The 18,860-nt window shown below is 71.4% G+C and carries 12 protein-coding genes; 5 read left to right on the top strand and 7 right to left on the bottom strand.

Annotation, left to right across the window (positions count from 1 at the left end; translation table 11 throughout):
- The 5 genes from dqs_RS19685 to dqs_RS19665 form a co-directional block, all read right to left on the bottom strand.
- Window positions 1-783, bottom strand: coding sequence for a hypothetical protein (locus dqs_RS19685; protein WP_065341509.1), 783 nt, complete (start codon window positions 781-783; stop codon window positions 1-3).
- A 99-nt stretch (window positions 784-882) separates the two neighbouring features.
- Window positions 883-2,457 (bottom strand): alkaline phosphatase, encoded by a 1,575-nt coding sequence (locus tag dqs_RS19680; protein WP_065341508.1) that lies wholly within the window; start codon window positions 2,455-2,457, stop codon window positions 883-885.
- Between the two features lie 146 nt (window positions 2,458-2,603).
- Window positions 2,604-3,161: an RNA 2',3'-cyclic phosphodiesterase gene (gene thpR, locus dqs_RS19675; RefSeq protein ID WP_065341507.1), complete on the bottom strand. Its 558-nt coding sequence runs from the start codon at window positions 3,159-3,161 to the stop codon at window positions 2,604-2,606.
- Window positions 3,140-4,291: a methyltransferase gene (locus tag dqs_RS19670; RefSeq protein ID WP_065341506.1), complete on the bottom strand. Its 1,152-nt coding sequence runs from the start codon at window positions 4,289-4,291 to the stop codon at window positions 3,140-3,142. Before dqs_RS19670 ends, thpR begins: the two co-directional genes overlap by 22 nt.
- Window positions 4,292-4,378: 87 nt before the next feature.
- Complete coding sequence (locus tag dqs_RS19665; RefSeq protein WP_236778709.1) at window positions 4,379-6,442, bottom strand: TonB-dependent receptor plug domain-containing protein; 2,064 nt, start codon at window positions 6,440-6,442, stop codon at window positions 4,379-4,381.
- Between the two features lie 275 nt (window positions 6,443-6,717).
- Here dqs_RS19665 and recB point away from each other — a divergent pair, with 275 nt between their 5' ends.
- The 3 genes from recB to dqs_RS19650 all read left to right on the top strand — a co-directional run bounded on the left by recB (window position 6,718) and on the right by dqs_RS19650 (window position 14,539).
- On the top strand, window positions 6,718-10,443 hold the full coding sequence (recB, locus tag dqs_RS19660; protein ID WP_065341504.1) for an exodeoxyribonuclease V subunit beta: 3,726 nt from the start codon (window positions 6,718-6,720) through the stop codon (window positions 10,441-10,443).
- Window positions 10,440-12,401 (top strand): exodeoxyribonuclease V subunit alpha, encoded by a 1,962-nt coding sequence (recD, locus tag dqs_RS19655; protein ID WP_179948002.1) that lies wholly within the window; start codon window positions 10,440-10,442, stop codon window positions 12,399-12,401. The genes recB and recD overlap by 4 nt, the downstream gene beginning before the upstream one ends.
- Before the next feature lie 68 nt (window positions 12,402-12,469).
- Complete coding sequence (locus dqs_RS19650; RefSeq protein ID WP_011767571.1) at window positions 12,470-14,539, top strand: putative bifunctional diguanylate cyclase/phosphodiesterase; 2,070 nt, start codon at window positions 12,470-12,472, stop codon at window positions 14,537-14,539.
- 12 nt (window positions 14,540-14,551) lie between these two features.
- Here dqs_RS19650 and dqs_RS19645 read toward each other — a convergent pair whose 3' ends face one another.
- Window positions 14,552-16,600 (bottom strand): AsmA family protein, encoded by a 2,049-nt coding sequence (locus dqs_RS19645; RefSeq protein ID WP_065341503.1) that lies wholly within the window; start codon window positions 16,598-16,600, stop codon window positions 14,552-14,554.
- A 388-nt stretch (window positions 16,601-16,988) separates the two neighbouring features.
- Here dqs_RS19645 and dqs_RS19640 point away from each other — a divergent pair, with 388 nt between their 5' ends.
- Complete coding sequence (locus dqs_RS19640; protein WP_157108230.1) at window positions 16,989-17,375, top strand: hypothetical protein; 387 nt, start codon at window positions 16,989-16,991, stop codon at window positions 17,373-17,375.
- 28 nt (window positions 17,376-17,403) lie between these two features.
- Here the strand turns inward: dqs_RS19640 and dqs_RS19635 are convergent, their stop codons facing one another.
- On the bottom strand, window positions 17,404-17,832 hold the full coding sequence (locus tag dqs_RS19635; protein ID WP_065341501.1) for a TOBE domain-containing protein: 429 nt from the start codon (window positions 17,830-17,832) through the stop codon (window positions 17,404-17,406).
- Window positions 17,833-18,011: 179 nt separating this feature from the next.
- Here dqs_RS19635 and dqs_RS19630 point away from each other — a divergent pair, with 179 nt between their 5' ends.
- On the top strand, window positions 18,012-18,839 hold the full coding sequence (locus tag dqs_RS19630) for a TOBE domain-containing protein (RefSeq protein ID WP_221405615.1): 828 nt from the start codon (window positions 18,012-18,014) through the stop codon (window positions 18,837-18,839).
- The last annotated feature ends 21 nt before the right edge of the window (window positions 18,840-18,860 follow it).

Genomic DNA, 18,860 nt, shown 5'->3' with positions numbered 1-18,860 from the left:
TCAGTGGTGGTGCACGTCGCCGCCCGGCAACTGCGCCTGCACCCGCTGCACGAAGGGGTCGCGTTCGCGGTCGCCGATGTCGGCGAAGTCGATGACTTCATAGTCGGACTGGTCGGGGCGCGTCCACGGCGCCTGGGCCAGCGGATGCACCGCCTTCAGCAGCGTGCGTTCGCGCACGTCGCCGCGCTCGCGTTCCAGCACCACCGGCAGGTTCAGGTCCACCCGCCACACCACGTCCAGCTTTTCGCCGTTGGCGGTGCCGCTGTAGCGCCGGAACGGGTAGCCGTCGCGCCAGCCGGCTTCGCGCAGGCTCAGCGACTGCAGCACCTGCGGGTCGATCAGCAGCGCGTGCTGCTGCCACGAGAGCGTGGCGTTGATGACGATGAGGTCGTCCGTGCGGTATTCGAAACTCTTGCGGTCGGCGTGGAAGACCTTGAAGAAGAACTGGGTCTTGCCGTCGCGCTGCCAGCGTTCGCCGGTGCGCGCCGCCAGGTTCTCCACGTCGATGCGGTCGTGCTCGCGGAAGAAGCGCCATTCGGCCTCGCCGGCGCGTTCATGGGCGTGATCGTGGGCGTGGCTGCCTTCGTCCACCGTGCGGGTGGTGACGTAGCTGGCGGCCACTTCCGCCAGCGGCGCGGCGAGGTCGAGCGGCGGAACCGCGCACTCGATCGCCGCCGCGGCACTGCGGTCGGCGGCCGCGGGCGTGGACGGGTGGGCGTGGGTGGCGAGCGGCAGCAGCGCGGCGCCGGCGAGAAGGAGGAGCAGCGGGGATCTGGGATTCATGGGCGGGCGGCAAGGGGCGTTGAAAACGGGAAAAGGAGGCGCACCCGGTGCGCCTCCCCGGCTGGGTGCCGACCGGAGGCCGGCACCGGATGGCTGCGATCAATCGCGGCCGCGACCGTGCCCGCCCTTGTTGAGCCCCAGCGCATCGGCCATCACGTGATAGATCACGTTCTGTTCCTGCGGGCCACGGAAGAGGTAGGCGTTGGGGCCGCTGGCGTAGATCGCCACGTCCTCGCCGGCGTGGGTCTCGGAGCCCATCGGCACGGTCGCTTCCTGCATGTAGTTGGGCGCGGTGGTGTCGATACCGGCCAGGTTGGGGCGCAGCGCGCTGCCGTTGTACGGCGCCGCGACGGTGCCTTCGGTGGCCGGGTTGTATTCCTTGCGCTGGAAGCCGCCGGTCCAGCCCGGGCCGTTGGCGTAGGACACGGTGGTGTAGGTCAGGCCGAGCGCGTCGGTGGAGGCGACGCCGTCGATCGCGCTCTTGCCCAGGATCGGGTTGCCGCGCGACGGGTAGCCGGCGATGGTGAACACGTGGCTGTGGTCGGCGGTGACGACGATCAGGGTGTCCTGGTCGTCGGTCAGGCGCTTGGCCACTTCCACCGCTTCGGACAGCGCCACGGTATCGGTCAGCGCGCGGTAGGCGTTGCCGGCGTGGTGGGCGTGGTCGATGCGGCCGGCTTCCACCATCAGGTAGAAGCCCTTCTTGTTCTGGCCCAGCATCTTGATCGCCTTCTCGGTCATCTCGGCGAGCGAGGGTTCGCCGGCGACGTCGTCCTTGCGGTCGGCTTCATAACGCATGTGCGAACGTTCGAAGAGGCCGAGCAGGTGCTTGGTCCGCTGCGGGTTCACCGCGTCGAACGCGGCCTTGTCCCAGACGTAGGCGGACTGCTTGTACTTGGTCGTCCATTCCTTGGTCAGGTCGCGGCCGTCCTTGCGGCGGCCCTTCTGGCTGGGGTATTCCGGGTCGCTCGCGGTGTTCGGCATGAAGTAGCTGCGGCCGCCGCCGAGCGCCACTTCCAGGCCGTCGCCGTAGGGGAATTCGAGCAGCTGGCGGGCGATGTCGGCCACGGTGGCGCCGGCCGGCAGGTTGCTGTCGGCTTCCCAGTCGCGGTTGCCGATGTGGGCGTAGTTTACCGCCGGCGTGGCGTGGGTGAGGCGGGCGGTGGTCACGATGCCGGTGGACATGCCGCGTTCCTCGGCCTGCTCGAGGATGGTCTTGACGCTCTTGGCGCGGGTCACCGTGGCGCTCGGCTCGTTGCGCTCGATGGTCTGGTCCACCGAGATCGCGCCGTCGTTGGTCTTGATGCCGGTGACCATCGCGGTGGCGGTCGGGGCGGAGTCGGAGGTCTGCTGGTTGGCGGACGCAGTCACCGAGGTGCCCATGTGGTCCAGCTTTTCGAAGCTGAGGCGGTTGAACTCGCCGTCGGCGTTGCGCATCTGGCCTTCCAGGATGCGCGCGGCGGTGACGGTGGAGATGCCCATGCCGTCGCCGACGAAGAGGATGACGTTCTTGGCGCGGGCGCGGTTGGGCACCACGTGCTTGGAGGTTTCCACCGCGGCGCGGCCGGCGGCGAACCATTCTTCGGCGCTGGTGGGAACCGCGTTGCCTGCGGCGTGCGCCTGTGCGGCGCACAGGGCGAGGGCGATGCTGATGGCGAGGGCCTTGGGTTGCATGGTCGTTGTTCTCCCTGATCGGATGGCGCTGGATGAGCGGTACTGCAGACCGCCAGCGTGCCATTCGCGCATGACGCCCCCATGATGCTTTTGTTGCCGGCGCCGCGCCGGCAATGCGCCGTCCGGGCCGGGGCTGGTGCGGCGGTTCAGCGGCAGGGGTAGTGCGTCAGCGGGTGGTAGCCGCCGCCGGCGTCGAGCCGGCTTTCGACCAGCGCATAACCGGCGGGGCGCCAGCTGAAGCGGGCGGCGTCGGGCGGCGGGAGCGCGTGGCCCGCGTGGCGCGCCAGCGTGACATGCGGGCGGAACGGCCGCTGTTCGACCGGCAGGGCGAGGTCCCGCAGAGCGTGGCCGAGCGCACCGTGCAGCGCGAGCAGCGCGGGCGGCACCGTCAGCGGTTCCAGCACCGCAATGCCGCGCGCCCACAGCGCATGGCGGCCGAAGGCGAGTTCGAAGGCGCTGCAGGCGACCGCCAGTCCGGCCTGGAGCGCCGGCAGCCGGCTGCGGTCGACATCGCCGATGAAATGCAGCGTGAGGTGGAGCTTGTCGCTGCGCACCGGCGCCGGCCGGCGCGGGGCGCTGCCCTGTTCCCAGCGCCACTGGTCGCGCGCCTGTGCCAGCGTGCGACGTGTCGCCGCGTCGGGCCACAGCGCAAGAAACAGCCGCGCCGGGCGTGCCGCGTCGGTCAACGCGGGGCCAGCCGCCATAGCGAGGTCAGCTCCGCCGCGCGCGCCGAGTGCAGCGGGTCGTCGGCATCCTGGGCGCGGCCGTGGCGGGGGCGGATGTCGAGCCGGTCGAGCACCTTCAGCCCGGCCGCATCGAACAGCGCCAGCAGCGTCTCGCGCGAACGCAGGCCGAGGTGTTCGGCAAGGTCGGACAGGATCAGCCAGCCCTCGCCGCCGGGTTCGAGGTGCGCGGCGAGGCCGTCCAGAAAGCCGCGCAGCATGCGGCTGTCGGGGTCGTAGATCGCGTACTCCACCGCGGCCGAGGGCTTGCCCGGCAGCCACGGCGGGTTGCACACCACCAGCGGCGCGCGCCCGGGCGGGTAAAGGTCTGCCTGCAGCAGCTCGACGCGCCCGGCCAGCCCGAGGCGGCCGAGGTTGTCGGCGGCGCAGGCGAGCGCGCGCGGGTCCTGGTCGGTGGCGACCACGCGTTCCACGCCGCGGCGCGCGAGCAGCGCGGCGAGCACGCCGGTGCCGGTGCCGATGTCGAAGGCCAGCGTCGTGGCCGGCAGCGGCGCCTGCGCCACCAGGTCCACGTATTCGCCGCGCACCGGGGAGAACACGCCGTAGTGCGGATGGATGTCGCCGTCGAGCGCCGGCACGCGCACGCCCTTCTTGCGCCATTCGTGCGCGCCGACCAGGCCGAGCAGTTCGCGCAGCGAGACCACGAACGGGCCGCGCGCGGGGCCATAGGCCTCGGTGCAGGCGGCGCCGAGGTCCGGGGCGCGCCGCAGCGGAATGCGGTAATCGTCCTCCACCGGGATCAGCAGCATGCCGAGGCTGCGCGCACGCTGCGCCTGGGCCTGGCGGTGCAGGTGGAAGGCCTCAGTGATGGGCTTCGCCGCGCCGCCCTTGGCCTTGCCGGGCTTGCGCTGCGCGCGCCGGCCCATCGCCTGCAGCAGCTGGCGGGCGTTGTTGAAGTCGCCGCGCCACAGTATCGCGGTGCCTTCGCAGGCAAGCCGCCAGGCGGCGTCGGCGGTCAGCGTGTCGTCGGCGACGACCACCCGGCGCGGCGGCGGAGCGCCGTTTTCGGACTGCCAGCGGGCGTGAAGTTCGGCGCCGCCTTCGTTCCACTGCAGGTGGTCGGGCGCGGCGGGGGCGGGAGCGGACGGCATCGGGTGGAGAGGGCGAAAAGCGGATCGAGGGCCGATTCTACGGCCGCCGCCGCCAAAGCCGCGCGCCGTCGCTGCGGCGCGCGCTGCTTACAGGTCGATGCGCAGCGTGACCCAGTGGCGCAGGTCGACGACGCGGTCGGCCGGTTCGCCGCTGGACTTGAATTCGCCGTGGGCCCCGTTGATGGACTGCGCGGTGTAGGCGATCTCGCCCCGCGTGGGGCCGAACTCGAAGGGGTAGCCGAGGCGCATGTCGAAGCGGCGGTAGAAGTCCACCGAACTGTTGCGCGTCCATTTCATCGCGTCCACCCAGTAGCCGGCGAGCGAGAAATCGATGTTGCCCGGCAGCTTCTGCATCAGCAGCAGCGAGGTCGAACGCTGGGGCGCCGACTGTTCGGTGTGGGCGTCGATGCGGGCGGCCTGGCGCGGGTCGTCGAGCGTGGTCGGCATCGGATAGTCCATTGCCGAGGTGAGGAAGTCGGACTTGATGCGGATGAAGGACTGGCCCAGCAGCAAGCGGGTGTCGTTGAAAGGCTGCCAGCGCCACTGGTATTCCACGCCCTCGATCTTCACGCGCTGGATCGGCAGCGTGAAGTAGGGCGAGGCGCAGCGCCAGTGCAGCGGCAGGTCGCACAGCGCGGGGTCGCTGACGCGGCGGCGGATCGCCAGCGTGCGGTTGGGAACACGTTCGCGGAACAGGCGCACGTCCAGGCTGCTGCGCAGCGCCGACCATTCGCCGAGGTAGCCGAGTTCGACCGTGGTGATCTTTTCCTGCGCCATGTCGGGGTCGCCGTACATGTCCTGCACCGCGATCACCGGCACGGGCGAGCCGTCGGTGGTGCCGTAGGGCGTGGCGCGGACGTTGCCGACGTAGTCGATGGTTGCGCCGGTGCGGAACGCGCGCGATGCGCCGATCCGGATCGTGTTCTCCGGATTGAGGTGGAAGCTGGTGCTGAGGCGCGGCGAGAAATTGCGCCCGGCGATCGAGTCGTATTCGGTGGCGGCGCCGAGGTTGGTCGTCAGCCACTCGGCCGGCTTCCATTCCAGGTTGCCGAAGATCCGCGCGACGCGGCGATACACCGTGCCGTCGGGCAGGTAGTTGTCCGACGTGAGGCTGTCGAGCCGGTAGGCGCCGCCCCACGCGAGGCGGGTGGTTTCGGTGGGGGCGAAGCTGTGCTGGGCTTCGATTTCGTGGCGGGTGCCGAGGTCGCCGACCGCATCCACCTTGAACAGCACGTTGCCGTAGCGCTCGGTGTGCATCTCCGAGCCGCGGCTCTCGGTGTAGGCGTAGCGCAGCTGGATGTCGGCGCCGTCGTCCAGCGCATGCCGCCACATGGCCTGCACGTAGGAGTCGGACTGGGTGAAATCGCGCAGCGGATTTTCCGGGTCTTCGCCGCCGGTCAGCACGCCGTTGCGGCGCGCGAGCCGGCCGCGCCGCGTGACCGCATCCACATGGCCGAGCGAGAGCTGCAGCTGGTCGCGGTTGGTCAGCCAAAGGTCGGAGCGCAGGTCGATCAGGCGCGACTCGAAGGAGTCCTTCCAGTCGAACTGGTCCTTGAGGCCGTCGTCCTTCTTCGATTGATACGTGATGCGCAGGTCGCCGCTTTCACCGAGATGGGTGCCGTGGCGCAGCGTCAGGTCGCGCACGCCCTGGTTGCCGATGTTGGTGCTGATCGAGGTGCCGCGCACCAGTGCCGGCTCGACCGTGATGATGTTGATGACGCCGAGGAAGGCGTTGGAGCCGTAGGACACCGCGTTGCTGCCGCGCACCACCTCGATGCGCTCGATGTCCTCCAGCGCCACTGGCAGCGTCGCCCAGTTCACCCCGTTGCGGAACAGCGGCGAATACTGCGAACGGCCGTCGATCAGCACCTGCAGGCGGGGCGAGAAGTCCTCGTCGGTGAGGCCGTGGTAGGTGACGCGCGCGGCGTCGGTGTTGTTCGGATAGGTCTGGAAGCCGGGCACCAGACGGAACACGTCGTTGAGGTCGCGCGCGCCGCTGGCCTTGATCATGTCGCGGTCGATCACGGTGACCGACGCCGAAGCGTCGGCCAGCCGCTGCGGCAGCCGGCTGACGGTGGCGACGATGGGCAGTTCGCTGAAGAACAAGTCCTCGCTCGCCAGCGCGGTGCCCGGCAGCACGACGAACAGCATGGAAAGCGCGCCCGCGAGGCGCGCGCGGGCAGGAAAGGACTGGCCCGGAACGCGTGCCGGGCAGGAGCGGAGAGCGGCCGCTGGCTGCATGGAATTCCCGAATCTTCTTATTACTTAAGTGGCAGCGGCGAAGCCGGCCCGCGACGAAGTATCGGTGGCGGTCGAGGACTCCGTCAATGATCCGCGGCACCGTTACAACTGTTCCTGCTACCCGATCCGGGCAGTGGGGGCGGAAGGGTTTGGCGTGGCTGCAGCGGTCGTGAATAATCCGCGCCATGTCCGCCATCGCCAACCCGCTTCCGCTCGACGTGTTTACCTGTCCGCTGGACGGCGTGCGCCTGGTGGAAGCCTCGGCAGGCACCGGCAAGACCTGGAACATCTGCGGGCTTTACCTGCGCCTGCTGCTGGAGCGCGAGCTGGCCGTGGAATCGGTGCTGGTGGTGACCTTCACCAAGGCCGCCACCGCGGAACTGTCCTCGCGCATCCGCGACCGCATCGTCGACTGCCTGCGCGTGCTCGATGGCGGCGATCCCGGCGCGGACCCCTTCGTGCCCGGCCTGATCGCCTGCGCCGGCGCGGCCGGGATCGAGCCGCCGCTGATGGCCGAACGCCTGCGGCGCGCGCTGCAGACCTTCGACGAGGCGGCAATCTTCACCATCCACGGCTTTTGCCAGCGCGCGCTCGCCGACACGCCCTTTGCCGCGGGGCTGCCCTATGCGCTGGAACTGGCGGAGGACGACGGCGCGCTGCGGCGCGAGGTGGCGCAGGACTTCTGGCGGCGCGAGATCGCCGCCGGCGCGCTGGCGCCGCTGCTGGCGGACCACCTGCTCGAATGCGGCGACAGCCCCGAGGGCTGGGCCGAGATGCTGCGCCGCGACCTCGCCCGGCCGCTGGCCGAACGGCGCTGGGATGAGGCGGAAGCCACCGATCTGGCCGCCTTGCACGCGGCGCTGGAAGCCGCCTATGCGGACGCGGTTGCGCGCTGGGGCGACGGCGAAGGGCCGTGCGAGGCGGTGTCCGGCGCGCTCGACGCGCTCAACAAGTCCAGCTACAAGCCCGACGCGCTCGCCCGCGCCCGGCGCCAGTGGCAGGACTGGCTCGGCGCCGGCGATCCGCGCCGCGCGCTGCCGGGCGACAAGGACAGCAAGCTCCACCTGCTGTGCGAGCAGTTCCTCGCCGGCAAGGTCAAGAAGGGTGGCAGCGCGCCCACCGGCCTGTTCTTTGCCGCGGCCGACGCCCTGCTCGGCGCGCGCGGCGCGGTCGATGCCGCGGTGGATGCGGCGCGGCTGCAACTGCTGCGGCGGTTTCTCGCCGAGGGCGCGGAAGAACTGCGCCGGCGCAAGCGCGAGCGCCGCCAGATCGCCTTCGACGACATCCTGTGGAACGCCTACGCCGCGCTCACGTCTGGCGCCCAGCCCTGGCTCGCCGGGGCGCTCCACCAGCGCTACCCGGCCGCGCTGATCGACGAGTTCCAGGACACCGATCCGCTCCAGTTCGCGATCTTCGACCGCGTCTACAACGCCGAAGGCCGACACGGCAGCCTGTTCCTGGTGGGCGATCCCAAGCAGGCGATCTACAGCTTCCGCAGCGCCGACCTGCACACCTACCTGGCGGCGCGCGACCGCGCTGATGCCTGCTACACGCTGGCGACCAACCAGCGTTCCTCGGCGGCGCTGATCGACGCGTGCAACCGCCTGTTCTCCGCCAATCCGGCGGTGTTCATGCTCGACGGTCTCGACTACCGCAAGGTCGGCGCGGGCACGCGGCCGCGCCCGCCGCTGTTCGATGCGGCCGACGACAACCCGGCGGCGCTGCGGCTGTGGCGGATTCCGAAGGACGAGGCGCTGGAGGCTGCCGCCGAGGAGGAAGGCGGCGACGGCGGCGGAGGCGGCCACCGCCTGCCGCGCGAGCAGGCCCTGCAGCGCGCCGCGCGCGCGAGCGCCGCCGAGATCGCCCGCCTGCTTGCGGCCGGCGCCGCCGGCGAGGTCCGCATCGGCGAGCGCCCGCTGGCGCCGGCCGACATCGCGGTGCTGGTGCGCAGCCACGGCCAGGGCGCGCGCATGCGCCGGGCGCTGGCCGCGTTCGGCGTCGGCAGCGTCGAGCTGTCGCAGGCCAGCGTGTTCCACACCGAGGACGCCGAGGAACTGGAGCGGGTGCTGATCGCGATTGCCGAACCCGCGCGCGAAGCGCGGGTGATGGCGGCCCTCGCGACCGCGGCGATGGGGTACGGCGCTGCCGCCATCGCCGCGCTTGCCGCCGACGAGGCCGCGCTGTTGCGCGTACTCGACCGCTTTGCCGGCTGGCGCGAGATCTGGCTCGCGCGCGGCTTCGGCGTGATGCTGCGGCGCTGGATGAGCGACGAGGGCGTGGCGGCGCGGTTGCTCGCGCGTGCCGACGGCGAGCGCCGGCTGACCAACCTGATGCATCTCGCCGAACTGCTGCAGCAGGCGGCCGGCACCGCCTCGCCCGAGGTGCTGCTGCGCACGCTGGCCACCCGCCGCGCCGAGGAGGGCGGTGAGGCGGCCCAGCTGCGGCTGGAGTCGGACCGCAACCTGGTGCAGATCGTCACCATCCACCGTTCCAAGGGGCTGGAATACGGCATCGTGTTCTGTCCCTTCCTGTTCGATGGCTATCCGCCGCCCACCGAGCGCGGGCCGATGCGCGCGTGGCATGCCGACGACGGCACGCTGGTGCTGGACTACCGCAGCGAGGCGGCGGCCGACAAGACGATCGCGGCCCGCATCCGCGCCGAACGGATGGCTGAAGACCTGCGCCTCGCCTACGTCGCGCTGACGCGGGCGGTGCACCGCTGCTACCTGGTGGTGGGCTGCTATGCGCGCATGGCCTTCGGCAAGCCGGGCTACAGCGAAAGCGGGCGCAGCCTGCTCAACTGGATGGCGGCGGGCGCCGGGCTGGACCCCGAGGCGTGGGCGGAGCACAAGATGACGCCGGCGGAGATCGACGCGCGCTGGCGCGGACTGGTGACGACGAGCGGCGGCGTGATGTCGCTCGTCGACCTGCCCGCCGGCGAGGGCGCCGCACTGGCCCTGGACGACGGCGCCGAACGCGTGCCGCGGGTGCCGCGGCCGCCGCAGGTGAGCGCGGGCTGGCGCATCGGCAGCTTCTCGGCGCTGATCTTCGGCGCCACCCACGAGCAGGCCGCGCGCGACCACGACGCCCGCCAGGTGCCGGTCGAGGCCGAGTCGCCGCCCGCGCCGCCGCCTGCCGCCGACGACATCCTGCGTTTCCCGCGCGGGCCGGTGGCCGGCGACTGCCTGCACGCGGTGTTCGAACGCATCGACTTCACCGACCCCGGCGGCTGGGATGCCGCGATCGAGAGCGCGCTCGCCGATCACCCGCAGCGCGGCGAGGCCGACGGCGCGCGCCTGCACGCGATGCTGCGCAGCATGTTGCGCGACGTGCTGGACGCGCCGCTGACCGCGGGCCCGGCGCCGCTGCGCCTCGGCACGCTGACGATGGCGCGCCGCCTCACCGAACTCGGCTTCCACCTGCCGGCGCCGCGGGTGGAGGCGGAGGCGCTCAACGCCTGGCTGGCCGCGCGCGGTTATGGCGTGCCGCGGCTCGCCTTCACCGGGCTGGAAGGCTATCTGAAAGGCTTCATCGACCTCGTCTTCGAGCACGACGGCCGCTACTGGGTGCTGGACTGGAAGTCCAACCACCTCGGCAACGCGCCCGCGGACTACGCCCCGGCACGGCTGGAGGCGGCGATGCAGGCGCACGGCTATCACCTCCAGCACCTGCTCTACACCGTTGCGCTGCACCGCCACCTCGGGCGCTGCGTGCCGGATTACGACTACGCGCGCCACTTCGGCGGCGTGCTCTACCTGTTCGTGCGCGGCGTGCGGCCGGGCTGGCAGGCGGACGGCCAGCCGGCGGGCGTGTTCCATCATCGACCGGAGGTCGAGGTCGTGCAGGCGCTGAACCATCTGCTCGCCGGCGGCACGCGCGCGCCGCTCGCGGAAGAGGGGGCCGTGCAGTGAACGCACCGGCGGGGCTGCCCGCGCAGTTCGACCTTGCCGCCGGCTTTGCCGAGCGCGTCGCCGGCTGGGCGCGCGCGCGGGGCGCCGGCGAGGCGGCGCTGGCGGCGCTCGCGACGGCGGCGCAGCGGCTCTGCCTCGCCAGCGCGGCAGGCCACGTCTGCCTGCCGCTCGCGGCGATCGCGGCCGAGGTCGCGCCGGAGTGGGGCGAGGACGACGCCGGCTGGGACGAGCAGTCCGCGCTGCCGTGGGACGAAGGCGCGGACCCGGCTGCCGTGGCCGCGCTGCGCAGCCGGCTGCTGGAGAGCGGCGCGGTGGTGGCGGCCGCCGATCTGGCCGCCGCAGCGCACGAGGCGCACGAGGCGCACCCGCTGGTGCTCGACGCGGATGACCGCCTCTATCTGCGCCGCCTCTACGACCTAGAAGGACGCCTCGCGCAGGCGCTGCGCACGCGCGCCGAGGCCGCCCCGGGCGCGGTGGCGGACGAGCGCGTGCGCGCACTGCTGGCGCCGCTCTTTCCCGCGCCGGCCGGCGAGGCGCCGGACTGGCAGCGGATCGCGGTGGCGCTCGCGCTCGGACGCCGCCTGACCGTGATCAGCGGCGGCCCCGGCACCGGCAAGACCACCACCGTCGCCGCGCTGCTCGGCGCGCTGCTGGGGCTGCAGCCGCAGGCCCGCATCGCGCTGGCGGCTCCCACCGGCAAGGCCGCGGCGCGCATGCTCGAAGCCCTGCGCGGGCGCGCCGCCAGCCTGCCCGCGGCGCTGCGGGCGGCGCTGCCGGGCGAGGCGCACACGGTGCACCGTCTGCTCGGGGTCACGCCGCAGCCCGGCCGCTTCCGCCACCACGCGGGCAACCCGCTGCCGGTGGACGTGCTGGTGGTGGACGAGGCCTCGATGCTCGACCTCGCGCTCGCGGCGCGGCTGCTCGATGCGCTGCCGCCCGAGGCGCGGCTGGTGCTGCTGGGCGACAAGGACCAGCTCGCCGCGGTGGAGGCGGGCGCGGTGTTCGCTGAGGTGTCGGCCGCGCGCGCGCTTGATGCCGCGGAGGTCGCCCGCCTGGCCGCGCTCACCGGCTGCAGCGCGGCCGCCATGGCCGATGAACTCGGCCCGCCGGCTGGGGCCGCCGGCGCGCTGGCGGGCAGCGTGGTCTGGCTTACGCGCAGCCACCGCTTCGCCGCCGATTCGGGCATCGGCCGCCTCGCCGCCGACATCAACGGCGGCCGCGGCGAGACGGCGCTTGCATGGCTGGCCGCCGGCGCCGACCCCTCGGCGCGCTGGCTGGACGACGGCGAAGCCCGTCCCGGCGCCGCGCTGTGGCAGGCGATGGAAACCGGCTACGCGCCCTATCTCGCCGCGCTGCGCGAATCTGCCGCCCAGGCGACGCCGCCGGCGCGGGCGGTGGCGACGGCCTTTGCGGCGTTCGACCGCTTCCGCGTGCTGGCCGCGGTGCACGACGGCCCGCGCGGCCTCGGTGCGCTCAATGCCCATCTCGCGCGCTGGCTGCGCGCGCAGCTCGCTCACCCGCTCGACCGCGGCGCCGGCGCGCGCTGGTATCCCGGCCGCGCGGTGATCGTGCTGCGCAATGACTACCTGCTCGGCCTCTACAACGGCGACGTCGGCCTCTGCCTGCCGGACGCCGACGGCACGCTGGCGGTGTGGTTTGCGCTGCAGGGCGGCGGGTTTCGCGCGCTGCCGCCGCAACGCCTGCCGGCGCACGACGATGCCTTCGCGCTCACGATCCACAAGAGCCAGGGTTCGGAGTTCGAGGAGGTGCTGGTGGTGCTGCCGGCCCAGCCGGTGCGGGTATTGAGCCGCGAGCTGCTGTACACCGGGGTGACGCGCGCCGCGCAGCGCGTTTGCGTGGCCGGCGGGGCGGCGGTGTTCGCTGCCGCGTGCGAACGGCCGACGCGGCGCCATTCCGGCCTCGCTGCGCGACTGGGTGCGGATCGCAGTCCTACGTGAAATCCGTCGCCCCGTTCGCGAACCGGGCCGCTAGAATCCGGCGACGTATTACTTAAGGATTAACCGCGATGAAGCTCGGCGCGCCCGTGGACGCCAGCCTGAGCGCGGCACAGCTGTCGCTGTTCCCGCTGCCGGTGCTGGTCTACGACCCCGTCACGCTGCGCGTGCTGGAGGTCAACGACGTCGCGTTGCGCTGGTTCGGCCACCAGCGCGAGACGATGGTGGGCAGCCAGGTCATCGACATGGTGGCCAATGACTATGTCGATCGGATGATGGGCTACATCGCCGGACTGAGCGACACGGACTGGAGTTCGGGCGAGTGGCAGTTGCGGCGCGCGGACGGAAGCTGTTTCGAAGCGCGCTCGTTCAGCCGCGGCATCGAATGGGAAGGCCGCCGCGCCCGGCTGGCGGTAGTCGAAGACCTGACCGAGCCGCGCCGCCACATGCGCGCGCTGGAGGAAAGCGAGCAGCAGTACCGCGCGACCATGGGCGCGGCGCTGGTCGGCGTGTATGTGCTGCAGGATTTCCGCTTCCGTTACGTCAATCCCGAGCTGTGCCGCTACTTCGGCTACAGCGCGGACGAGCTGGTCGACAAGCTCGGCCCGCTCGACCTCGTGGTCGCCGAGGAACGCGAGTACGTGCGCGAGCAGCTCGCGCGCCGTGCGCGCGGCGAACCGGGCCACCCGTTCGAACTGACCGGGCTGCGCCGCGACGGCTCGCACTTCCCGTTCATGGTGTTCGGCGCGCCCTCCACCTGGCGCGGCCAGCCGGCCTCGGTGGGCACCGTGTTCGACCTCAGCGAGATCAAGGCCGCCGAGGACCGCATCCGCCAGCTCGCCTATTTCGATCCGCTCACCGGCCTGCCCAACCGCAGTCTGCTGGAGGACCGCGCCGGACAGGTGCTGGTGCGCGCGGGGCGCGATCGCCGTGCGGCCACGCTGATGTTCATCGACCTCGACCGCTTCAAGACGGTGAACGATTCGCTCGGCCACCTGATGGGCGACCAGCTGCTGCGGCTGGCCGGCCAGCGCCTGCGTGACAGCGTGCGGCTGTCGGACACCGTCGCGCGCCTCGGCGGCGACGAGTTCATCGTGCTCGCGCCCGATACCGGCGCCGAGGGCGCGGTGCGGCTGGCGGAGAAGATCCTCGAAGTGTTTGCCGCGCCCTTCGACCTGGACGACCGCGAGCTGACGATCTCGCCCAGCATCGGCATCGCCCGCTATCCCGACGACGGCAAGGACTTCCCGGCGCTGCTGCAGAGCGCGGACATCGCGATGTACCAGGCCAAGCGCGAGGGGCGCAACGGCTTCCGCATGTTCTCGATCGAGATGAACGCGCCCATCCTCGAATCGCTGCTGCTCGAAACCCAGCTGCGGCGCGCGCTCGACCACGGCCAGTTGAGCCTGGTCTATCAGCCGATGGTGGATATCGCCAGCGGCCGCATCGTCGGCGCCGAGGCGCTGCTGCGCTGGCAGCATCCGCAGCATGGCGAGATCTCGCCGGTGCGCTTCATCCCGGTGGCGGAGGAGTCGGGCCTGATCCTGCCGATCGGCGAATGGGTGCTGGAACAGGCGCTCGGCCAGGTGCAGCGCTGGCGCGCGGCCGGCCATCCGGACCTGGTGATGGCGGTGAATCTGTCCGCGCTGCAGTTCGAGCGCCTCAACATCAGCAACACCGTGCTGCGCCTGCTCGACCATTACGGCCTGCCCGGCAGCGCGCTGGAACTGGAACTGACCGAGAGCGTGCTGATGGAGGACGCCGAGCGCGCGGTGGCCGCGATGCTGAACCTTGCCGATCGCGGCGTGCGCCTGTCGGTGGATGATTTCGGCACCGGCTATTCCAGCCTCGCCTACCTGACCCGCCTGCCGCTGGCCAAGCTCAAGATCGACCGCTCCTTCGTGCGCAACATCCCGTCGGACGCGAGCGCGCGCAGCGTCGCCCGCACCATCCTCGACCTTGCGCGCTCGCTCGCGCTGGAGGTGATCGCCGAAGGCGTGGAGAACGAAGCCCAGCTGCTGCTGTTGCGCGAATGGTGCTGCGATCAGGCGCAGGGCTATCTGTACAGCCGGCCGGTGCCGGCGCGGGCCTTCGAGGCGCTGCTGCGCGCGGCCACGCTGCCGCCCCAGATGCAGGCCTGAGCGCGGAGCCGCTCAGCGCGGCGTGCCCGGCTTGGCGGCGCCGAGCGCCTGCAGCACGCCGATGCAGGGGCTTTCGCGCTCGCTGCTCGGCGCCACCAGCGCCAGCAAGGCCGCGGCGGGCGCCACCGCCGCGCCCAGCGCCAGCATGCCGGCACCGCGCGCGAGCAGCGGCCCCGCCTGCACTCCGGCGTCCGGCGCCTTGAAGCGCCCGCGCACGTAGAGCGGCGAGCGCAGCGAGAACAAACGCATGCCCTTGGACTGCGGCCGGATGGTCAGGTCCAGCGTCTCCTGGCCGAAATTGACCGTGCCGTCGATATCCACGCGCGCGTTCTCGGTATCCACCAGCGCCAGGCGCGCGGTCGCCAGCCCGTCATCCACGCGGAAGTCCGCCACCGCGCAGTGGATGCGCACCTCCTCGTCGCCGAACAGCTTGCCGACCACGTAGTTGCCGACGTTGAGCCCGGCGATCTCCATCAGGCTGCGGCTTACCGCGCCCTCGTCCAGTACCAGGCGGAAGTCGCCGTCGGCGCTGCCCAGCAGCGCGCCGACCGAATTACCGTGGCCGGCGAGCGCGACCTCGCCGTTGAATTCGCCGAGGCTGGTCTGCAGCGGCTCGAAGGCGGGCACCAGCTTCTTCAGGCTCAGCCGGCGCGCGTGCAGGTCCAGCCGGCCCTGCAGCGGCGTGCGCGCGCCGTCCAGCCGGATTGCGCCGCCCACGCTGCCGCCCGCCACGCCCACCTGGAACGGGTCCAGCCGCAGCACGCCGTCCTCCAGCTGCAACCGGGTCTTGAGGTCGGTGATGGGCAGCTCGTTGCCGCGGTCGATGCGCGCGCCCTCGAAGCGCACGTCGGCATCCATGCTGCGCCAGCGCTCGGTGCGGAAGGTGGCGCTCGGCAGCACGCGGTCCGCGGGCTGCGCCGGGCGCGGCTGCGCCGCGGTATCGACCCCGATCAGCGGGCCGAGGTCGGCCAGCCGCAGCAGGCGCGAGCGCAGCTCGCCGCTCAGGCGCGGGCGCGGTGCGGCGGTGGTGTAGGCCAGGTCGCCGCGGATCTCGCTGTCGCCGATGCGGCCGCTGAAGTCGCGGTAGCGGAAGCTGCGGCCGTCCGCGCCCTGCAACTGGGCGATCAGGTGGCCTTCGGTGCTGTAGGGCGGGGTTTCGGGCAGCGTGACGCCGGTGAGCGGATAGAGGTCGGCGAGCGAGTTGCCCGCCAGCCGCAGCTGCAGGTCGAGCGCTTCGGGCGCGCGCGGATCGACCAGCACGCCCGCGAGCGTGATCCGGGTGGCACCGATGCGCGCTTCCACCTGCAGCGGAAAGGGCTGGCCGCGCCCGTGCAGCGCCAGCAGCCCGCCCAGCTTGCCGCGCGCGTTGAAGGGCTGGTCTTGATAGCGCCCGCGCGCCTGCCACGCAAACGCGTAGTCGGCCGGTGCCGGCGTGGGCGCCGTCGCGTCCGTTTGCGTCGCGCCCTTGCCGACGATGTCGGCGAACGGGATTGCGGCCTCCAGCGGCGTCAGCTCGCCCTCCGCCTGCAGACCGAGCACCGCATCGTCCACCGTCGCGGTGCCGCGGTCGAAGGCGATCTCGCCGATGTCGAGCTGCCAGCGCGGCGCCGCGTCGTCCTTGTCGTCGCCCTGGTCGAAGGTCCAGGTGGCGCGGCCGTCGGCGGCGCGCTCCAGTTGCAGCGCCGGCTGGCGCACCTCGATGCGCGGAATCCGCACCTGATGCGCGAGCAGCGGCAGCAGCGCGAGGCGGAAGTCCACTCGCTCGAACGCCGCGAAGCCCGGCCGCTGCGCCCACTCGGGGTTGCCCAGCACCAGATCCGCCGCGCCCACCTGCAGCGCCGGCAGCCAGGCCCGCCAGCCGGGCGGATCATCCGCGCGCGCCCAGCGCACGCTGAGGTCGCCATTGATGGCGAAGGGGCGCCCGAGTGCGGCCGATACGCGTTCGTTCACGGTCGGCCGCAGCCGGTTCCAGTCCAGCGTGGCGACCGCGACCACCACCGCCGCCAGCAGCGCCAAGAGGGCGAGCACGATGCCCGCGAGCAGCTTTCCCGCACGTCCCACGTCTGGCTCTCCCGCATCCCGGTTCCGGGCCGCCGCGCCCGCGCCGTTCCCGAATCGACCGCGGCGGCTGCGGAATGATTCCGCGCGGGGCCCGCGTGGCGGGCGCTGGAGCGTGTCGCAAAGCACACCTTCCGTTGTAGCAATGAATACATCAAATGAGCCGCACGAGGAGCGCAAGCCTCTCGATGAGGCGCGGGGCGAATGGCGCATGCAGCGTCGAGGCGGCAATCCGAGGCCAGAAAATCGCCGTTCTTCGCCAGGATGAGGGTTTTCATGCGACCGGGAGCACTTCGCGCCGGCCCGCATCGACCCGTCGGCATTATTGTTGCTACAGATATATAACGAACCGCCCCGCGGGAGCGTCGCCGCCCACTTTCAAGGAGCCGCCGTGCTAGCACATCATCGATCCGCTTCCACCGCCCGTGGCCGCCTCGACGCCGAGGCCTGGCCGTGGCACGCGCGCCTACCGGTGGCCTGGCGCGAGATGGCGGTGGTGCCGATCGCCTTCCGCGTCCATCGCGATGCCGAACTCGCCGCCGCACGCTGCTTCGGCCACGACGCCGATGACGAGCCCTGCTACTACGCCCACCGTTACCGCATCGACGAGCCGCGTTCGGATGACGGCGAGGAGTTCTACGCCGGCGTGCTGCACGCCGAGTCCGTCGCCGCGTGGCGGCTGCGCGACGGGCGCTGGCTGATCCACCGCGTGGTGCGCACCGACGAGCACGGCGAAGGCCAGGCCTTCTACAGCTTCAGCGAAACCATGCCGCGCTGAGCCCCGCCGGCGCCTCCGGCTGGGCGTATCAGGCAGTCACGCCCAGGATCACGTTGGACGACTTGATCACCGCGGTGGCGGCCACGCCCGGCTTGAGCCCGAGTTCGGCGACGGCCTCGCGCGTGACCACCGACGAGATCTCGGTGCCGCCCGGCAGCACCAGCGTGACTTCGGCATTGACCGCGCCGGGTTCGACCGATTTCACCGTTCCGGTCAGGCAGTTGCGCGCCGACAGGCGGACATCGTGGCTGTCGGTCATCAGCATGACCCACGGCGCCTTCACCAGCGCCACCACCTCCTTGCCGGCGGCGAGTTCGAGCGTCTTCACGCTTTCCATCGTCACGATCGCGACCAGCGCGTCGCCTCCGCCGAGGGCGATGTCCACTTCGGCGTTGACCGCGCCGGCCTGCAGCTTGCTGATGGTGCCTTTGAATACGTTGCGGGCGCTGACTTTCATTGGGTTCTCCAGAGCGTTGAGTGCAGGGATGAATACACGTTGTGTTGTTGGCTACATATATTTGTGAGAAGACCTACAATCGTCTCCGGGAAAAATCATAGCCGTCGCCCTTCTACTGCTACAACCACAAGAAACGCACTTCTGGCATAGAACTGGCTTTATATAAACGGGAAAACATAATGCCGACCAGAACCATGACCCCGACCCGCTTCCTTGCCCGCATGTCGCTCGAGACCGACGTCGGCACCGCCCTTTCGGACACGCGCATCCGCCTGCTGGAGGAAATCCAGCGCAAGGGCTCGATCAACCAGGCCGCCAAGGCCGTCCCGCTTTCGTACAAGGCGGCGTGGGATGCGATCGATACCATGAACAACCTCGCGCCGGAGCCGCTGGTGGTGCGCGTCACTGGCGGCCGCCAGGGCGGCGGCACCCAGCTCACCGACTACGGGCGCCGCATCGTCGCGATGTACCGCGCGCTCGAGATCGAATACCAGGCCGCGCTCGACCGCCTGTCGGAACGCCTCAATGACGTCGGCGCGGGCGACATCCAGGGTTTCCAGCGCCTGATGCACCGCATGAGCATGAAGACCAGCGCGCGCAACCAGTTCTCCGGCGCGATCACCGGGCTGCGCGACGGCGGTGTCGATTACGAGGTGCGGGTGCGGCTCGACGCGCACACCGAGATCGCCGCGGTCATCACCAAGGCCAGCGCCGAGAACCTGGGGCTGACGATCGGCAAGGAGGTGTTCGCGCTGGTGAAGTCGTCCTCGGTGATGCTGGCGATCGACCCCGCGATGAGGCTGACCGCGCGCAACCAGCTGTGGGGCGAGGTCGCCGCCATCCACGAGGGCCCGGTGAATAACGAGGTGACGCTGGCGCTGCCGTCGGGGCGCAGCGTGACCTGCGTGGTCACCGGCGACAGCTGCAAGGCGCTCGGCATCGAGCCGGGCGTGCGCGCCTGCGCGTTCTTCAAGTCGTCCAGCGTGATCCTGGCCGCCTACGACTGAGTTTTTGCGGCGCGCCGCCGG

Origin of the sequence: Azoarcus olearius, from assembly GCF_001682385.1 — a bacterium.
GTDB lineage: Bacteria > Pseudomonadota > Gammaproteobacteria > Burkholderiales > Rhodocyclaceae > Azoarcus > Azoarcus olearius.
The sequence above is the reverse complement of the archived record's forward strand: the minus strand, read 5'-3'. Positions and strand labels throughout refer to the sequence as shown.

Coding starts and splice junctions, on each gene's coding strand:
- dqs_RS19670 (WP_065341506.1), bottom strand. CDS start 4,291: ATGCCGTCCGCTCCCGCCCCCGCCGCGCCCGACCACCTGCAGTGGAAC.
- dqs_RS19650 (WP_011767571.1), top strand. CDS start 12,470: ATGAAGCTCGGCGCGCCCGTGGACGCCAGCCTGAGCGCGGCACAGCTG.
- dqs_RS19680 (WP_065341508.1), bottom strand. CDS start 2,457: ATGCAACCCAAGGCCCTCGCCATCAGCATCGCCCTCGCCCTGTGCGCC.
- dqs_RS19665 (WP_236778709.1), bottom strand. CDS start 6,442: ATGCTGTTCGTCGTGCTGCCGGGCACCGCGCTGGCGAGCGAGGACTTG.
- dqs_RS19630 (WP_221405615.1), top strand. CDS start 18,012: ATGCCGACCAGAACCATGACCCCGACCCGCTTCCTTGCCCGCATGTCG.
- dqs_RS19685 (WP_065341509.1), bottom strand. CDS start 783: ATGAATCCCAGATCCCCGCTGCTCCTCCTTCTCGCCGGCGCCGCGCTG.
- thpR (WP_065341507.1), bottom strand. CDS start 3,161: ATGGCGGCTGGCCCCGCGTTGACCGACGCGGCACGCCCGGCGCGGCTG.
- dqs_RS19635 (WP_065341501.1), bottom strand. CDS start 17,832: ATGAAAGTCAGCGCCCGCAACGTATTCAAAGGCACCATCAGCAAGCTG.
- recB (WP_065341504.1), top strand. CDS start 6,718: ATGTCCGCCATCGCCAACCCGCTTCCGCTCGACGTGTTTACCTGTCCG.